This window comes from Tropicimonas sp. (assembly GCF_047971885.1).
Lineage (GTDB): Bacteria > Pseudomonadota > Alphaproteobacteria > Rhodobacterales > Rhodobacteraceae > Tropicimonas.
Map to the genome: position 1 here is coordinate 1 of NZ_JBKEAE010000180.1, position 16,076 is coordinate 16,076.

18 protein-coding genes and 1 pseudogene are annotated in these 16,076 nt (G+C 65.4%); 11 read left to right on the forward strand and 8 right to left on the reverse strand.

All coding sequences use genetic code 11. The features are described from left to right. The 9 genes from ACK5IR_RS15080 to rpe all read left to right on the forward strand — a co-directional run. Nucleotides 1–305, forward strand: a 305-nt coding sequence (locus tag ACK5IR_RS15080) for an MMPL family transporter (RefSeq protein WP_416929997.1), incomplete at its 5' end; no start/stop codon positions are given. Nucleotide 306: 1 nt separating this feature from the next. After that, entirely contained in the window at nt 307–1,281 is a 975-nt protein-coding gene (gene secF, locus ACK5IR_RS15085; RefSeq protein ID WP_416929998.1) for a protein translocase subunit SecF, read from the forward strand. Between the two features lie 43 nt (nt 1,282–1,324). Beyond that, entirely contained in the window at nt 1,325–1,678 is a 354-nt protein-coding gene (locus tag ACK5IR_RS15090) for an Mth938-like domain-containing protein (protein WP_416929999.1), read from the forward strand. 55 nt (nt 1,679–1,733) lie between these two features. After that, nucleotides 1,734–2,354: a heme ABC exporter ATP-binding protein CcmA gene (ccmA, locus tag ACK5IR_RS15095; protein WP_416930000.1), complete on the forward strand. Its 621-nt coding sequence runs from the start codon at nt 1,734–1,736 to the stop codon at nt 2,352–2,354. Then, a complete protein-coding gene (gene ccmB, locus ACK5IR_RS15100) occupies nt 2,351–3,007 on the forward strand; it encodes a heme exporter protein CcmB (protein ID WP_416930001.1) in 657 nt (218 codons plus the stop codon). The genes ccmA and ccmB overlap by 4 nt, the downstream gene beginning before the upstream one ends. A gap of 56 nt (nt 3,008–3,063) precedes the next feature. After that, entirely contained in the window at nt 3,064–3,792 is a 729-nt protein-coding gene (locus ACK5IR_RS15105) for a heme ABC transporter permease (RefSeq protein WP_416930002.1), read from the forward strand. Beyond that, entirely contained in the window at nt 3,792–3,977 is a 186-nt protein-coding gene (gene ccmD, locus ACK5IR_RS15110) for a heme exporter protein CcmD (RefSeq protein WP_416930013.1), read from the forward strand. Before ACK5IR_RS15105 ends, ccmD begins: the two co-directional genes overlap by 1 nt. After that, complete coding sequence (locus ACK5IR_RS15115; protein WP_416930003.1) at nt 3,970–4,518, forward strand: DsbE family thiol:disulfide interchange protein; 549 nt, start codon at nt 3,970–3,972, stop codon at nt 4,516–4,518. The genes ccmD and ACK5IR_RS15115 overlap by 8 nt, the downstream gene beginning before the upstream one ends. A 70-nt stretch (nt 4,519–4,588) precedes the next feature. Beyond that, complete coding sequence (gene rpe / locus ACK5IR_RS15120; protein WP_416930004.1) at nt 4,589–5,287, forward strand: ribulose-phosphate 3-epimerase; 699 nt, start codon at nt 4,589–4,591, stop codon at nt 5,285–5,287. Nucleotides 5,288–5,291: 4 nt separating this feature from the next. On the opposite strand, the gene rsmA is transcribed toward rpe, so the two are convergent. The 8 genes and pseudogenes from rsmA to ACK5IR_RS15160 form a co-directional block, all read right to left on the reverse strand. Further along, nucleotides 5,292–6,140: a 16S rRNA (adenine(1518)-N(6)/adenine(1519)-N(6))-dimethyltransferase RsmA gene (gene rsmA, locus ACK5IR_RS15125; protein WP_416930005.1), complete on the reverse strand. Its 849-nt coding sequence runs from the start codon at nt 6,138–6,140 to the stop codon at nt 5,292–5,294. 45 nt (nt 6,141–6,185) lie between these two features. Further along, nucleotides 6,186–7,175 carry a 4-hydroxythreonine-4-phosphate dehydrogenase PdxA gene (gene pdxA / locus ACK5IR_RS15130; RefSeq protein ID WP_416930006.1) on the reverse strand — a complete coding sequence of 330 codons (990 nt, stop codon included), beginning with the start codon at nt 7,173–7,175 and terminating at the stop codon, nt 6,186–6,188. Then, entirely contained in the window at nt 7,175–7,990 is an 816-nt protein-coding gene (locus tag ACK5IR_RS15135) for a peptidylprolyl isomerase (protein WP_416930014.1), read from the reverse strand. Before ACK5IR_RS15135 ends, pdxA begins: the two co-directional genes overlap by 1 nt. Nucleotides 7,991–8,008: 18 nt before the next feature. Beyond that, nucleotides 8,009–8,404: pseudogene (locus tag ACK5IR_RS15140) on the reverse strand (peptidylprolyl isomerase); the annotation flags it as partial. 76 nt (nt 8,405–8,480) lie between these two features. After that, on the reverse strand, nt 8,481–10,616 hold the full coding sequence (locus ACK5IR_RS15145; protein ID WP_416930007.1) for an LPS-assembly protein LptD: 2,136 nt from the start codon (nt 10,614–10,616) through the stop codon (nt 8,481–8,483). After that, on the reverse strand, nt 10,613–11,719 hold the full coding sequence (gene lptG, locus ACK5IR_RS15150; protein WP_416930008.1) for an LPS export ABC transporter permease LptG: 1,107 nt from the start codon (nt 11,717–11,719) through the stop codon (nt 10,613–10,615). The genes ACK5IR_RS15145 and lptG overlap by 4 nt, the downstream gene beginning before the upstream one ends. Continuing rightward, nucleotides 11,716–12,846: an LPS export ABC transporter permease LptF gene (gene lptF, locus ACK5IR_RS15155; RefSeq protein ID WP_416930009.1), complete on the reverse strand. Its 1,131-nt coding sequence runs from the start codon at nt 12,844–12,846 to the stop codon at nt 11,716–11,718. The genes lptG and lptF overlap by 4 nt, the downstream gene beginning before the upstream one ends. 127 nt (nt 12,847–12,973) lie before the next feature. Beyond that, nucleotides 12,974–13,651, reverse strand: coding sequence for a DUF2270 domain-containing protein (locus ACK5IR_RS15160; protein WP_416930010.1), 678 nt, complete (start codon nt 13,649–13,651; stop codon nt 12,974–12,976). Between the two features lie 166 nt (nt 13,652–13,817). Between ACK5IR_RS15160 and ACK5IR_RS15165 the strand changes: the two genes are divergently transcribed. Together ACK5IR_RS15165 and ACK5IR_RS15170 are read left to right on the forward strand one after the other, a co-directional pair. Further along, a complete protein-coding gene (locus ACK5IR_RS15165; RefSeq protein WP_416930011.1) occupies nt 13,818–15,290 on the forward strand; it encodes a leucyl aminopeptidase in 1,473 nt (490 codons plus the stop codon). Nucleotides 15,291–15,293: 3 nt separating this feature from the next. Then, nucleotides 15,294–15,752 (forward strand): DNA polymerase III subunit chi, encoded by a 459-nt coding sequence (locus ACK5IR_RS15170; RefSeq protein WP_416930012.1) that lies wholly within the window; start codon nt 15,294–15,296, stop codon nt 15,750–15,752. Nucleotides 15,753–16,076 lie beyond the last annotated feature (324 nt).

Sequence of the window (16,076 nt, forward strand, 5' to 3'; positions counted from 1 at the left end):
GCATGGCGGTTGACGCCAACGTACTGGTATTCGAGCGGATCCGCGAAGAGCTGAAAACCGCCCGCGGCCCGGCACGCGCCATCGAACTGGGCTATGAGCGCGCGATGTCGGCCATCGTCGACGCCAACCTGACGACGCTGATCATTGCGGCGATCCTGTTCTTCCTCGGCTCCGGGCCGGTAAAGGGCTTTGCGGTGACGCTGACCATCGGGATCGTCACCTCGGTCTTCACGGCGATCTACGTGACCCGGCTGATGATCGTCTCGTGGTTCGACCGCAAACGCCCGCGCCAGATCGAGGTGTAACATGGCATTCCGTCTGAAACTCGTTCCCGACAATACCCGGATCGACTTCTTCCGCTGGCAGTTCGCGACCTTCGGGATATCGACGCTGCTGGCGGTGCTGTCGATCGTGGCGCTGTTCGTCTTCGGCCTGAATTTCGGTATCGACTTCAGGGGCGGCACGACCATCCGCACCGAATCGACCCAGGCGGTCGATGTCGGCGCCTACCGTCAGGCGCTCCAGCCGCTGAACCTTGGCGATGTGGCGATCACGCAGGTCTACGATCCGACCTTCCGCCCCGATCAGCATGTGGCGCAGGTTCGCATCAGCGCCCAGGCCGACGCCGAGGCGATCACCCCGGAAACCATCGAAGCGGTCGAGACGGCGCTCAGGGCGATCGATCCCGCGATCACCTTTCCGGCCGTCGAATCGGTTGGCCCCAAGGTGTCGGGCGAACTGGTCATGTCGGCGGTCTATGCGGTTCTGGCGTCGCTCGCCGCGATCTCGTTCTATATCTGGCTGCGCTTCGAATGGCAGTTCGCGCTTGGTGCACTGGTATCGCTGGTTCACGACGTGCTGATCACGTTGGGCATATTCGCCGTTTTCCAGATCAAGTTCGACCTGACCACCATCGCGGCGCTGCTGACGATCCTGGGCTATTCGATCAACGATACGGTCGTCGTCTTCGACCGGCTGCGCGAGAACCTGATCAAGTACAAGACGACGCCGTTGCGCGACCTGATGAACCTGTCGGTGAACGAGACGCTCAGCCGGACGGTGATGACATCGGGGACAACCCTGATCGCCCTGCTGGCGCTTGTTCTGCTGGGGGGCGATGTCATTCGCGGCTTTGTCTTCGCGATCACCTTCGGTATCGTGATCGGCACCTACTCGTCGATCTATGTGGCCAAGAACGTGGTGCTCTGGCTCGGCGTCAAGCGCGACTGGAGCAAGAAGGAACCGACGGCGGGAACGCAGTTCGGCGATATCGACGCCTGATCCGGGGCGGCCGGGCCGACGTTTTCGACCGACAGGAGGCGCCATGCGCGTGAACGAGGTCAGCTATACCGACGCACTGCCGTTCGAAGGATACGGTCCCGGCTTCTTCCGGCTTGGCGGAGCGGTGCACGAGGGCAATCTGATCGTCTCGGACGGCGGCATTCGCCCGTGGTCGGGCCTGGACGATGCCGCGACCCTTACGGAACTTGCCGGGCGGGTCGATTTCGTGCTGCTGGGCACCGGGGCCGAAATACGGCCGGTTCCGTCCGCCTTCCGGGCGGCGGTCGAAGGCGCCGGCATAGGAATCGAGCCTATGGCGACACCTTCCGCCTGCCGGACCTATAACGTGCTGCTGTCCGAGGGGCGCCGCATGGCTGCGGCCGTTTTGGCCATTTGACACCCGGAGGCGCTGCCCGTACCCCTGCCGGCGGAACGTTGAGCGGGAAGTGCCCATGGAAATGACCGTAACCGGGCTGGCCTGTATCCGGGGCGGAATGCGGGTGCTCGAAGGAGTGAGCTTTCGCGTTGCGCAAGGGCAGGCGCTGGTGCTGCGCGGCCCGAACGGGATCGGCAAGACGACGCTTCTGCGCACGCTTGCCGGGCTTCAGCCCGCCGACGCGGGCACGGTGGCGCCGGGCCCGGATGCCATGGCCTATGCCTCGCATGCCGATGGCAACAAGGCGACGCTGACGGTTGCCGAAAACCTGACGTTCTGGGCCAGGGTGCACGGGCACGGCTCCATCGAGGCCGCACTGCGCGGGTTCAACCTCGGCGCGCTGACCGACCGCCCGGCGGGCAGCCTTTCGGCAGGGCAGAAGCGGCGGCTGGGATTGGCGCGGATGGCGGTGACCGGGCGGCCGGTCTGGCTGTTCGACGAGCCCACGGTTTCGCTCGATACGGATTCGGTGGCGCTGTTCGCCGGTGCGGTGGGAGCGCATCTGGCCCGGGGCGGCATCGCGGTGATCGCCACTCATATCGACCTTGGGTTGCCCGGGGCCAGCGTATTCGACCTTTCACCCTGCAAGGCCGAGGCCCCCGACGAACACCACGACTTTCACGAGGCCTTCCTGTGATCGCGCTGCTCCGGCGGGATCTCGCGCTGTCGGTCAGGGCGGGGGGCGGCTTCGGGCTGGCGCTTGCCTTCTTCCTGATCGTCGTCACGCTGACGCCCTTTGCCGTCGGGCCGAATGCCGGAACCCTGTCGACGATCGCCGCCGGCATCCTATGGCTCGGGGCGCTGCTGTCCTGCCTGCTGTCGCTCGACCGGATTTTCGCGCTGGACCACGAGGACGGCTCGCTGGAACTGCTCGCCACGGCGCCGATCCCGCTCGAAGGGGTCGCGGCGGTCAAGGCACTGGCGCACTGGCTGACCACCGGCCTGCCGCTGACGCTCGCGGCGCCGCTTCTCGGCGTGCTGCTGAACCTGCCGGGGCCGGGCTATTTGTGGCTCACACTGTCGCTTGCCATCGGCACGCCGGCGCTGTCGGTTGTGGGCACTTTCGGTGCGGCCCTGACGGTGGGTCTCAAGCGGGGCGGGCTGCTTCTTTCGCTGATCGTGCTGCCGCTCTACGTGCCGACGCTGATCTTCGGGGCCGAGGTCGCCCGGCGCGGTGCCGAAGACATGGCCCTGTCGAGCCCGCTTGCGTTGCTCGCCGGCATCACCCTTGCAACGGTTGCATTCCTGCCATTCGCTTCGGCTGCGGCAATCCGTATCAATCTTCGCTGAACTTGTGATGCCAGTGTCGGTTGAGCAGTCTGAATACAAGCAATAGGTTTCGCCGCATGTCACTCTGGGAATACGCCAATCCGCGCAAGTTCATGGGAACCTCGGCCTTCGTTCTGCCGTGGGTGACGGCGTTTACCGCGGTCGCGCTGGCGGTCGGGCTGGTCTGGGGTTTCTTCTTCACGCCGAACGCGCAGAACTTCGAAGCGTCGGTCAAGATCATCTACCTGCACGTTCCGGCGGCAATGATTGCCATCAACTGCTGGCTGATGATGCTGGTCGCCTCGCTGATCTGGCTGATCCGTCGCCATCACGTCTCGGCGCTGGCAGCCAAGGCGGCCGCGCCCATCGGTGCCACGATGACGGTGGTCACGCTTGTCACCGGCGCGATCTGGGGGCAGCCGATGTGGGGCACCTGGTGGGCATGGGATCCGCGCCTGACATCGTTCCTGATCCTGTTCCTGTTCTATCTGGGCTACATGGCGCTGTGGGCGGCGGTAGAAAACCCCGATACGGCAGCCGAACTGACATCGGTCCTGTGCATCGTCGGCTCGGTCTTTGCGGTGCTGTCGCGCTATGCGCTGGTGTTCTGGAACCAGGGGTTGCATCAGGGGGCGTCGCTTTCGCTCGACCGCGAGGAAAACGTCTCGAACGTCTATTACTGGCCGCTGGTGATCACCATCGCCGGGTTCGTCGGGTTGTTCATTGCACTGGTCCTGCTCAGAACCCGAACCGAGGTGCGCGCGCGCCGGATCAAGGCGCTGCTGGCGCGGGAGCGTATGGCGTGATGCTCGACCTGGGGAAATATGCCGCGGAAGTGATCTCGGCCTACGTTGTCTCGATAGCGCTGATCGTGGCACTTGTTGTCGTGTCGCTGCGGCAGGCGCGGCGAACGAGGGTGGCGCTGCGCAAGGTCGAGGCGGCCCGCCTGGAAAAGCGCGATTCGGCCGGGGAGAACGCGCAGAATGGCTAGGATCACGCCGCTGATGGTCCTGCCGCCGGTTGTTTTCGCCGCGGTGGCGGGGCTGTTTCTGGCCGGGATGCAGCGTGACGACCCCAATACGCTGCCGACGGCGCTGAAGGGGCGGGAGGCGCCGGCGATGGCGCTTGAACCCTTCGCAGAAAAGCCGGTGCTGACAAACGAGGCGCTGCGGCAGGGCGAGGTGACGCTGGTGAACTTCTGGGCAAGCTGGTGTGCGCCCTGCCGCGCCGAACACCCGCAACTGATGCAGCTTTCGGCCGAGGGCGTTCCGGTCTACGGCATCAACTACAAGGACACCGAGGAAAAGGGCCGCGCCTTCATTGAAGGGCTGGGCGATCCCTATTCGCTTGCCGGGGCCGATCCGAACGGGCGGACCGGTATCGACTGGGGTGTCTACGGCAGCCCCGAGACATTCGTTATCGACGGGCAGGGCAGGATCGTGCTTCGCTTCGCCGGGCCGATCACGCCCGAGATACTCGAACAGACCATCCGCCCCGCCATGGCAGAAGCGGCGGGCACCGGCGGCGGCTGAACAGGGCCGGAGATCGCCCCGGGGCGGGCGGCCGGAAGAGGGGGCAGCCCTGGCTGCAAGGGGAGCAGACATGACATTCGACCGTTCCATCAAGATTGCGCCGTCGATCCTGTCGGCCGACTTCGCCGATTTCGGCGCCGAGATCCGCGCCATCGAGGCGCAGGGCGCCGACTGGGTGCATATCGACGTGATGGACGGGCATTTCGTTCCGAACCTTACCTTCGGCCCGCCGGCGGTCAGGGCATTCCGCCCGCATGTGACCACCTTCATGGACGTGCATCTGATGATTGCGCCGGTCGATCCCTATATCGACGCCTATGCCGAGGCCGGTGCCGACATGCTGACCGCCCATATCGAGGCCGGGCCGCATGTCCACCGCACGCTTCAGGCGATCCGTGGCGCAGGTTGCAAGGCCGGGCTGTCGCTAAACCCGGGTACCGGCCTCGACGATCTGGATTATCTGCTCGATCTGGTCGACATGGTGCTGGTGATGACAGTGAACCCAGGATTCGGCGGGCAGAAGTTCATTTCCGGCCAGCTTGAGAAGATCCGCAGGCTGCGGGCGATGATCGGCGACCGGCCGATTCACATTCAGGTCGATGGCGGGATCACGCCCGAGACCGCGCCAATGGTCGCCGCCGCCGGGGCGGATGTGCTGGTCGCCGGATCGGCGGTGTTCAGGGGCGGATCGGCCGGGAGCCCGGCGGTTTACGGGCAGAATATCGCCGCCATCCGGACAGCGGCGGAATCGCTTCTGGCGCCGGTCTGAGGGGTCATGCCCCCGCGCCGGAAACTGCGCGCGCAAGGGCGGCGAAACCCTCGATCGAAACCTGCTCCGCGCGTTCCGTGGGCGGAATCCCCGCCGCATCCAGTAGCTTTTCGGTATTGCCGCCCAGCCCCTTCAGGCTGGCGCGCAGCATCTTTCGCCGCTGATTGAAGGCCATCGCCACCACCCGTTCCAACACCGCCGGATCGGCCGGCCACGCGGGTTCGGGGCGCGGCACAAGATGGACCACGGCCGAGCTTACCTTTGGCGGCGGTGTGAAGGCCTCGGGCGGCAGACGCAGGGCGATGCGCGCCTCGCACCGCCATTGCGCCAGCACCGCAAGCCGCCCATAGGCCTTGCTGCCGGGTTGGGCGACGATGCGTTCGGCCACTTCTTTCTGGAACATCAGTGTCAAAGACGACCAGAAGGGGGGCCATTCGGGTGGCGACAGCCAGCGGACGAGAAGTTCGGTCCCGACATTATAGGGCAGGTTGGCGACGACATGGATCGGCGGCGAGAGCAGGGCCAGCGGATCGATTTCAAGTGCATCGCCCTCGACCACCTCGAGCCGGCCGGGACAGGCCGCTGCAATCTCGGCCAGCGCGGGCAGGCAGCGCGCATCCTTCTCGATGGCCAGAACGCGGCGCGCCCCTTCGGCCAGAAGCCCGCGCGTCAGCCCGCCCGGGCCGGGGCCGATTTCCAGCACCGAGGCATTCGAAAGATCGCCCGGAATCCGCGCGATGCGCGCCGTCAGGTTGAGGTCGAGCAGGAAATTCTGCCCGAGCGATTTCCTTGCGGCGAGTCCGTGCTCGCGGATCACCTCGCGCAGCGGCGGAAGCCCGTCAATCGTCGCCATGGTCGGTGCGCCCTGTGTGCCGGGGCGCGCGCGGTCGATCGGGCTTCATGGCTGGGCGCGCGTAGCGGCCATTTCGCCGGCAAGCCGCAGCGCCTCGAGCGTCGAGCGGATATCGGCAACGCCCTTTCCGGCGATGTCGAAGGCGGTGCCGTGATCGGGCGAGGTCCGGATGAACGGCAAGCCCAGCGTCACGTTGACCCCGCGGGCGAAATCGAGCGTCTTGATCGGGATCAGCGCCTGATCGTGATAGGCGCAGATCGCCACGTCATAGCGGGCGCGGGCCTCGGGGTGAAACATCGTGTCGGCGGGCAGGGGCCCCCGGATATCCAGCCCGTCCCGGCGCAGCGTTTCCAGCAGGGGAGCGATCATCTCGATCTCCTCCCGCCCCATGGCGCCGCCTTCGCCGGCATGCGGATTCAGCCCCGCCACCGCGATCCGTGGCGCGGCGATGCCGAAATCGCGGCGCAACCCGGCATTGGTGATTCGGATTGTCCCGGCCAGAAGCTCGGGCGTCAGTGCGCGGGGAACCTCGTGAATGGGAATGTGGATGGTGGCCGGAACGACCTTCAGCGCATTGCAGGCCAGCATCATGACCACGTGGCGGACTCCGGCGAGCGTGGCGAGGTATTCGGTATGGCCCGGATAGGTGAAGCCGGCACCGTCCCTGAGCGCTTTCTTGTTGATCGGCGCCGTGACGATCGCGCCGGCCTTGCCCGATTGAGCCAGCGCGGCGGCGCGGGCGATCACTGCCAGAACCTCGACGGCATTGCCCGGATCGGGTGCTCCCGGGGTTGCCGGCGCGGGAAAGGCGTGGTGCAGCACCGGCAGGGCATCCGCCGCGATGCTGCCCGCCTCGGCCGGCGATCCGATCAGGGCGAAGGGCGTTCCCCCGGGCAGGTGACGCGGGTCGCCGAGCCAGCCGAACGGCATCGTCCCGCGACATTCGGCCCAGACCCGGGCGGCGATTTCCGGGCCGATACCGGCCGGCTCGCCGCAGGTCATCACCGGTGGCGGCAGCGGATCGCACGCGGCCATCAGGGATACCGGATCAGGGCGTTCTCGCGCAGTTCGGCAAGGTAGCTGTCTCCCAGCAGCCCCAGCCGTTCGTTTGCCAGCGCGTTACGCACGACCGAGGGATCGGGCGTTTCCTCGCGGATGGGAGCGCGCGAGCACAGCATCACCAGCACCATGTTTTCACCACGGGTCATGCCGGTGGAAATCTCGTTCCTGTCCAGTCTGGCCAGTTCGAGCGCGATATCGCGCGGGACCGATGCCATCGGCTGGGTAGTGACCGTCAGCCGCTCGGGTGCCTTGCCCTTGTTGACGGTATAGAGGTTGTCGCAGGTATCGACCTTGCCGATGACCCTGGCGGCTTCGGCGCGCGCATCCTCGCCCTGCCCGCCGGGGATCAGATAGGTCGCATATTGCACCTCGACATCCGAAACCTGCGTGACGCCCAGATCGCGCAGCGAAACGAGCTGGAAGATCGCGATCGCATTGGGCGCGACAAGCGGATTGGTGATCTGCCCGGGGGCAAGGTTCGTCACCTGCGCCCGGATTGGCGCCGGAAGTTCCTGGAGCGGCATGGCGCGCGGCAGCCGCCCGCCATTGGGCGCGGTGGGGGAAACCGAATATTCGCGTGCCGCCTCGGCGAACGCGCCGACGCTGGTAGCCGTTCTCTGCAACTCGTCGGCCAGCGCCTGTGCCTGGGCCATTTCCTCGGGGTCGCGTGCCGGCAGAACGATCTCGGCGATCACCGCCTCGACATTGGGGCGGCTGGTACCGCGCGTCAGGGCCTCCTCGACCTCGGCATCGGTGATCTGGATCAGGTGGAAGAAACGGGTGCGCATCACCTCGCGCCAGGCGACCCCGGCGGCGACAAAGTCGCGGAAGGTTTCCTGCTCGACACCGGCGCGCGCGATTTCGCCGACGAAGGCTTCGGTATCCATGTTCGCGCGCCCGGCAAATTCCTCCATGCCGGCGGCGATCTGTTCGGCCGATACGGTAATCCCGCTCTCCTTGGCCGCCTCCATGCGCAGGCGGTCCTCGATCAGCGCCTTGATCGCCCCCTCGTGCAGGTCGCCCGGCGCGCGGAACAGCTCCATCAGCCGCATCCGCTGGTCGACCTCGAAATTGGAAATGCTGCTGTTGTTGACGATCACGGCCGCCCCGAAGGGGTTGCCCGATTGTGCCAGCGCACCCGGTACGTTCAGCAGAAGCAGTGCCGATGTCGCCAGTGACGCAAGGGATTTCAGGATCATGCCTTTTGCCTTCTTCGCTGCCCGTACCCAAAGGGGTCATATGCGTTCTAAGCCAGCCGCGCCGCTGTCACAAGCGGGTCTAGCGGCTGCATCCGATGCGGTTCAGCGGCGGGTTGCGGCTGCCACGGTCGCCGAAGCCCGCAAGCTGGATTTCGAAATTGTAATCGGTGGTCGGCTCAAGCTGGTCGGTCGAGGTGAAGCGCCGCCGGACCGAAAAATCGAAACTGGCACATTCGGTGCGATAGACGATACCCAGCCGCGCCGATGCGGTGCGCTCCATCTCGAAATCGTAGCGATAGTCGAGCGCCGTCGTCCAGCGGCGGTTGATGTCCCACTCGCCGTCGAGCGTCAGTTCCTTGATCGCCTGCGGCCGGTCCTGGACGATGCTCGAATCCATCCAGATATACGAGGTTCCGACATCCAGCATGTCACTGGTCCAGTCGAGCCGGACCTCGTTCTTGGAAAACGAGAAACTGTCATCGAAAAGCGCCCGGTTGGTCAGCGAGAGCCGGTGCGGCAGCGTCAGCCCGACCGCGGCGAGCCATTCGGACCGGTGACCGTCGAGGCTGGCGTATCCGTCGAACTGGTGAAGGTCCTCGTGCCGGATGATCCGGCCGGCGGTGACGCCCATCGACCAGCCGTCGGGGTCGTAGCGGGTCCAGCTCAGCCCGACGTTGGTGCGCAGGCCGCGTTCGAGCTCGTCCGAGGCCGGAAAGCGCGACAGCGAAAACAGGTTGCCCTCGTCGAGTTCGAGCTGGGTGCTTTCGTCGTCCGGCGTATCCTCACCGTCCGAAGGGCTCCAGACTACCTGGACGATAGGCTCGATTACCTGGCCGGCAGCCCCCCCCTGCTTTACCCAAGGCCAGCGCAGCGTGACCACGCTGAACGGCGTGACCTCGGTGACCGGATCGGGATAGTCGCTGTCGTCGCGCACCTGGCTATGGTCGATACGCGCCACCGCCTCGGCGGTAAGAAGCGTTCCCCAGGGGCCGGCCGCATCGCGCCGCCAGTCGAACCAGCCCGATATTCGCGCCACATCCCGGCCGGTGATATCCTCGTCCGAGCGGCGCTGATGGAAATGTCCGTCCAGCGAAAAGCTGGCCTGCCCGCCAAGAAGCGGATCCTCGAACCGTCTGATCCAGTTGATATCGCCGACGAGAAACGGCTGCGTGTCGTTGTCTTCCGAGGAGCGAAGCGACTTGTAGTTGATCACCTCGCCGACGAAAAGCTCGTTGCGCCGTGCCCGCCAGATTTCCAGCGAACTGGCAAGCCGGTCGTCGTCGGAATAGTCGTAATCGAGCAGATAGGCGTCGTCGGATGTGGTCTCGATATTGAAGTCGAGGTTGAAACCGCGGGGCAGCAGGAAGTCGCCCTCGGCGAACAGGTAGCTGCGGGTCTCGTCGACCAGACTGTCGCGGCTGATCGCGCCGTTCAGTTCGATATCGCCGGCCCGGAAGGCCTGACGATAGCGCAACTCCAGCGTATTGGTCCACGAAGTCGCTATATAGGGCGTGACGGTCAGGTCGCGGTGGTCGCCCAGCGTGATGAAATACGGGATCTTGATGCCGAATCCCAGATCGTCGGCGCTGCGCAGGCTGGGTGTCAGAAAACCGGTCCACCGTTTCACCGTCGGGTCGGGCAGGCGCAGGTGAGGGAGATACATCACCGGCAGGCCCATCACCTCGAATGTGGCATGGTCGAAATAGAGTTGCCGCTCCAGTTCGTCGTGAACCACGCTGCGCGCCCGGATCTGCCACAGCGGCACCGGATGCGCGGCGCAGACCTGACAGGACGAGGCCACAGTATTGTATAGAAGCGTATAGCGCCCGCCCTGGCGGCTGATCTCGTTGGTGGCGAGTTGCAGCTGCTGGTCGATGAAGACGCGCGCCGAACGGATCATGCCGTCGCGCAGATCGGGGCTGAGCGCCGCGCCCGATGCAAGAACCACCGTGTCGGGTCCCTGGGTCAGGGTGATCGGCCCCTCGATCTCGAGCCGGTCGTTTTCCTGATCGTAGACCACGCGGCTGGCCCTGAGCCGAACCTCGCCCTGCATCGCCTCGACATTGCCCGAGGCGATCAGCCGCCCGTCGCCCACCAGTTCGACACGGTCGGCCAGCAGGGTCGCCACCTGCGATTGCGCGTCGGTCTGCTGGGCGAATGCCGCAGGGGCCAGCAGGCAGAAGAAGAAAGCCAGAAGACGCGCCTTCATGCTCATCCGTCCTCCAGATGCAACAGCAGCCCCAGCGACATCAGCATCGCGGCAACCGGTGGCGCCCAGGCGGCCAGTGCCACCGGGATATCGCCGTTCTGGCCAAGGACCTGGGCGAAATTCCGGATGAAAAAGGCCGAGAAGCCCATCATCAGCGCGAACAGCACCATCAGGCCGGTGCGGCCGAATCTGGTGTGCCGCATGGTGAAACCGGCGCCGATCATCACCATGGCGGCCAGAAACAACGGCATCGCCAGTTCCATCTGGAACCAGACCCGGTGCTGGCGGGCGGAAAAACCGGCTGCCTCGAGGTTCCTGATGAAGGAGGGCAGGCTCCAGATCTCGATCGCCGAGGGTGAGCCGAAACTGTCGCGGATCTGTTCGGTCGTCAGGGACGAGGGAACCTCGATTTCGGGATAATAGGCGACGTCCCTTTCCGGGTTGTCGATTTTCAGCGGCCATACCTTGGCATTGGTGATTGCCCAGGCGCCATTGGTCAGTTCCGCGCGTTCCGCCTCGATGCGGCGGACGGGGCCGGGATCCTCGGCATCCCGTGGCGCGAAACTGATGAAGCTGACGCCGAACAGTTCGGTTCCGTCGAAATTGGCCCGCTGCGCCCGGATCACGGTCTGCCCTGTCTCGCCGCCCTGACGCAGCCACAGCCCTTCGCGGCTGACCGACATAACGCTGCGCCCGTCGGCTGAAAGTGCTGCGGCGCGCACCTCGTAGGCATGTTTGGTGGCTGCCACCAGCGGGTTGAAGAAGACAACCCCGAACACCCCGATCAGCGCTGCGGTGATCGCCGGTGCGATCATCGCGCGGATCGCCGAGCGCCCGGCGGCGCGGGTCACCACCAGTTCGGATGTGCGGGCGAGGCTGAGAAACAGCGCCTGGGTCGACAGCATGATGACAAGCGGCAGGATCGCATAGAGCCCTTCGGGAACCGACAGCAGCGACAGCCCCAGCGCGTCGAGGAACGAAATCTCGCTCGAATCGAAGCGCCGCATCTGCTCCACCATGTCGAGCAGGACCATGAACAGCCCGAAGACGACGAATATGCCGACAGTGATGAACAGGAACTTGCGGGCGAAATATACCTGCAGCTTCATGCCGTCGCCTCCGGCCGCGGCACGCGGCGGAACAGCGGCGGCCGGCTTGCCGCCCAAAGCATCGTCACGATGGCAAGCACGCCAAGTGCGGTTGGCAGATAGACCAGCGGCCAGAGCGAGGTATCGCGCCGCGCCATGTCGGCGGTGACGTTCTCGACCGCTTGCAGCGCGATGATCAGCACGATGGCAAGGCCGATCTGCGGCCAGACGCCGAAGCGGCTGAACCCGCCCAGCATCAGGGCCGAGAATCCGATCAGCGCCGCGATGAGCGGGTTGAGCGGCTGGGCGATGCGCAGGTGCCCCTCGTAGAGGAAGGCGGCCGGCTTCTTGCGGGTAGCGTCGAGCGCCGCCTGATCGGGTGCAAAAAGCGTCAGCGTGTCGTATTCGCGCACGTCGCGCCTGGTGCGCGGACCCGAGGACATCAGCGCGCCGACATCGTAGGTGAAACTGTCGAACCTGGTCACCGCCAGGCGCATGTCTTCCAGATAGAGTGTATGCGCCTCGCCTTCGACCATCACCAGCTTCGGGCCGGTCGCATCCTGCACCAGATAGGCCTGTGCGGCCATGAATTCGGTGCGCGTATCGTCTTCGCGCGAATCCGACAGGAAAACGTCGCGCAATTCGCCCTGCGGGGTGATCCTGCGGATGTAGAAGGTGATGTCGTCCGTCGGATGGAGGAACTGGCCCTCGGTCAGCAGGCGCGCCGCGACGTTGGCCTCGATCTCGTCGGAGCGGTCGGCAAGCTGGGTGCGGCTGGCCGGCACCAGAACATGGACGAGCAGGCCCATCAGAAGCGACACCATGAGGCCGAAATAGAGCACTGGCCGGGCCATTCGCCAGGGCGACATGCCTGTCGCCTGCGTGACCACAAGCTCGCTTTCGGTGGTCAGGCGGTTGGTGACATAGACCGCCGCGACAAAGGCCGACACTGGCAGGACAAGCCGGATCACGTTGGGCAGCGTCAAAAGCGTCAGCGTGACGAAGATACCGGCCGAACCGCCGTCGGCCAGAAGCTGGTCAAACAGCAGGACGGCGCGGTTGACCCAGTAGACCGAGACCAATACCAGCGAGAAGAAGCCGAAGAGCACCGTCAGCTGGTAGAGATAATATCGGTCGAACTTCGCCACCTGTCCGGCGCTCCGCATGTGGATTCCCGCTTCCGCTTATCCGAAATCCCCGGCGTGGTAAAACCCGCCCGCGCAGAGGTTTGAAGGTTTTGCGAAAATTATTGCCGGTGCGCGTCAGGGCGCTGGCTCATCCGATCGCCTTGCCACGGTCGCGCAGCGCCGAACGGCGCGCGTCGCGCTGGCCGGTGATCTCGGCAATGATGAGAAACGCGGCGAGATAGAGCAACCCGATGCCCAGCACCAGTTCGCCGGGGATGGGGCCGATATCGGCGCGTCGCACGACCTGATTCAGGCTGGTGGCCGAAACCGGATGAATCACCAGCTTGCCGACATAGGCAACCATCTGGACGGTCAGGATCCAGAGATAGTTGCGCCGGATGCGCCGCCCCATCGCGGTCAGGAAGCTGACGTGATAATTCGGCCGCCAGTAATCGTCGGCGAGCACCTTCTGCCAGTTCTGTTCGGTATGCAGATCGCCGTCGACCAGCATGGGTGCGTAGAAGTGAATTTCCATGTAGCGCGCGCGGGCGCGCCAGACGTTGAAATACCTGTAGCGGCGCGCTTCGAGCATCAGGAAGGTCAGGATCAGGATGCCGATCAGCAGGATCGGCAGGGCCGAGGCCTCGGGGCTGGAAAAGGCGATCGAGAATGCGACGCCGAGCGAGATCACCGACCAGTTGGTTGTGGTGTCGAGGCGGGTGCGCCAGATCGTCGAGCGATAGACCTCGCCGCGATAGAGATGTGCCAGCGCGCCGATTTCGGCCGGGGTGAATTCCCGTCTGGTCTGCTTTGCCTCGTCCTGCATTCGTCGTCCCCCCGCGCCCCTGGCAGGTTCGCCGGGCGCCCGCGTTTTCCGCAGCTTAACCGGACAATGCGTTTGCGCAAACCACTTGCGCACCGATGCGGGGAAACTACGCTGGCGATGGCCGGACGCGCGCGTTAGGTAAGGAAAAACTGGTGTGGAGAAACAGATGACCAGACTGCCCGTTCTTGACGTGGAGCCGATGAACCTCGACGCGATCGGTGGATTCGAGGGGCGCATCGCGGTTCTGGTGCCGGAGTCGCGAAAGCTCGATGCGGCGGCGCGGCGGGTCAACCGGCTCTGCAAGGGGGCGCTGAAGCGGCTGGTTGAAAGCGACGGTTTTGGCGATCTGAAACCGGGGCAGTCGGTCGATCTCGGCTGGCCCTCGGGCATGGCGGCGCAGGCAGTTCAGGTGGTCCGGGTCGGAGACAGGCCTGCCGCGCTCGATCTGCGCAAGGCAGGCGCCGAGATCGCGGCCAGGCGCGGCAAGTCCGGCGTGCTGGTGCTGGGCGGCAGCCGCAAGGGGCTGGCGGCGCTGGCGCTTGGCATGCTTCTGCGCAGCTACGCCTTTCTGGAATGCCGCACCGGCGAGGCGGCGGAGCCCGCGCCGGGGATCCTGCGGCTGATGGCCGGCGCGCCCGACGATCTGCTGGCGGAACTGCCGGCGGTCGAGGCGGTGGCGCGCGGTGTCTACTACACCCGCGATCTGGTCAACCTGCCGGCCAACCTGCTGACCACAACCGAATTTGCCGGCCGGCTCGAAGGCTTGCGGAAACACGGTGTCGGGGTCGAGGTGCTGGACGAGGACAGGCTGGCGGAACTGGGCATGACCATGCTGCTCGGCGTCGGGCAGGGTTCGGCGAGCCCGTCAAAGGTAGTGGTGATGCAGTGGAACGGCGGCGGTGACGAGCCGCCGCTGGCGCTGGTCGGCAAAGGGGTGGTCTTCGATACCGGCGGCATCTCGATCAAGCCCGCCGCCGGGATGGAGGACATGACCATGGACATGGGCGGCGCGGGCGTGGTGGCCGGCGTGATGAAGGCGCTCGCCCTGCGCAAGGCGCGGGCGAATGTGGTCGGCCTCGTCGGGCTGGTCGAGAACATGCCCGACGGCAAGGCGCAGCGGCCCGGCGATATCGTTGCCTCGATGAAGGGCGATACGGTCGAGGTCATCAATACCGATGCCGAGGGGCGGCTCGTTCTGGGCGACGTGATGTGGTATGCGCAGCAGCGGTTCCGGCCCTCGGGGCTGATCGACCTTGCCACGCTGACCGGGGCGATCATCGTCGCGCTGGGGCACGACAATGCGGGCGTATTCGCCAATGACGATGCCATCGCCACGGCGTTTCTCAGGGCGGCATCGGAGGAGGGCGAGGGCGCCTGGCGCATGCCGCTGGGCGACAGCTACGCCAGGCTGCTCAAATCCGACAAGGCGGATGTGAAGAACGTCGGCACCCGCTGGGGCGGTTCGATCACCGCGGCGGAATTCCTGCGCCGTTTCGTCGAGGATGACACGCCGTGGATACATCTCGACATTGCCGGTGTCGCGCAGCCGGCCAGCCCGCCGAAATGGGCTCCCAAGGGGGCGTCGGGCTGGGGGGTGCTTTCACTCGACCGGCTGGTTCGCGAGAATTACGAAGGCTGAGGTGTGGGGCAGGCGCTTTTCTACCACCTGACCCGCCAGCCGCTCGAGGCAACGCTTCCGGTGCTGCTGGAACGCGCGCTCGAACGTGGCTGGCGGGTGGTGGTGCGCGGCAGCGATCCGGGCCGGGTCGAATGGCTCGACCAGAAGCTGTGGCTCGGCCCCGAGGATGGGTTCCTGCCGCATGGTCTGGCCGGTGGCCCCCACGACGCCGACCAACCGGTCCTGCTGACCACCGACGCGGCGATCCCCAACGGCGCGGCCTGCCTGATGTCCATCGACGGGGCCATGGTCGGCGTCGCCGAAGCGCAGGCGCTCGACCGTATCTGCATCCTCTTCGACGGTCACGATCCGGCCGCGGTGCAACATGCGCGGGGCCAGTGGAAGGCCCTGACAGGTGGCGGTATTGCCTCGCAATACTGGTCCGAGGAAAGCGGCCGGTGGGAGATGAAGGCCGAAGGGTAGCGTATGCCCGTTCGCGGCCGGTTGGACACCCCATACCATATTCCCGCAACCTTGAATCGTAGCCTGCAAGATACCTTTACGGTATTCAGCAGTTCAATAATATGAAAAGCTCTACTTGGTGCAGTTCATGGCTAGATCTTGCCGGCGTTGTTGCAGAACTCGGCGCCGTGGGGGATTCACTGTGCGCATCCGGTTGGTTAATAGGGGCGTTGTTGCAGAACTCGGCGCCGTGGGGGATTCACTGTGCGAATCCGTATGGTTAATAGGCTTACATGAACAAGCCAGCCCCCTCCCGCTACCGCACAACGAACTGGAAGTCCTATA

What these genes read in the sequence shown, in the direction of transcription:
- secF (WP_416929998.1), top strand. Translation starts at nt 307, where the DNA reads ATGGCATTCCGTCTGAAACTCGTTCCCGACAATACCCGGATCGACTTC.
- ACK5IR_RS15090 (WP_416929999.1), top strand. Translation starts at nt 1,325, where the DNA reads ATGCGCGTGAACGAGGTCAGCTATACCGACGCACTGCCGTTCGAAGGA.
- ccmA (WP_416930000.1), top strand. Translation starts at nt 1,734, where the DNA reads ATGGAAATGACCGTAACCGGGCTGGCCTGTATCCGGGGCGGAATGCGG.
- ACK5IR_RS15105 (WP_416930002.1), top strand. Translation starts at nt 3,064, where the DNA reads ATGTCACTCTGGGAATACGCCAATCCGCGCAAGTTCATGGGAACCTCG.
- ccmD (WP_416930013.1), top strand. Translation starts at nt 3,792, where the DNA reads ATGCTCGACCTGGGGAAATATGCCGCGGAAGTGATCTCGGCCTACGTT.
- ACK5IR_RS15115 (WP_416930003.1), top strand. Translation starts at nt 3,970, where the DNA reads ATGGCTAGGATCACGCCGCTGATGGTCCTGCCGCCGGTTGTTTTCGCC.
- rpe (WP_416930004.1), top strand. Translation starts at nt 4,589, where the DNA reads ATGACATTCGACCGTTCCATCAAGATTGCGCCGTCGATCCTGTCGGCC.
- rsmA (WP_416930005.1), bottom strand. Translation starts at nt 6,140, where the DNA reads ATGGCGACGATTGACGGGCTTCCGCCGCTGCGCGAGGTGATCCGCGAG.
- pdxA (WP_416930006.1), bottom strand. Translation starts at nt 7,175, where the DNA reads ATGGCCGCGTGCGATCCGCTGCCGCCACCGGTGATGACCTGCGGCGAG.
- ACK5IR_RS15135 (WP_416930014.1), bottom strand. Translation starts at nt 7,990, where the DNA reads ATGCGCACCCGTTTCTTCCACCTGATCCAGATCACCGATGCCGAGGTC.
- ACK5IR_RS15145 (WP_416930007.1), bottom strand. Translation starts at nt 10,616, where the DNA reads ATGAGCATGAAGGCGCGTCTTCTGGCTTTCTTCTTCTGCCTGCTGGCC.
- lptG (WP_416930008.1), bottom strand. Translation starts at nt 11,719, where the DNA reads ATGAAGCTGCAGGTATATTTCGCCCGCAAGTTCCTGTTCATCACTGTC.
- ACK5IR_RS15160 (WP_416930010.1), bottom strand. Translation starts at nt 13,651, where the DNA reads ATGCAGGACGAGGCAAAGCAGACCAGACGGGAATTCACCCCGGCCGAA.
- ACK5IR_RS15165 (WP_416930011.1), top strand. Translation starts at nt 13,818, where the DNA reads ATGACCAGACTGCCCGTTCTTGACGTGGAGCCGATGAACCTCGACGCG.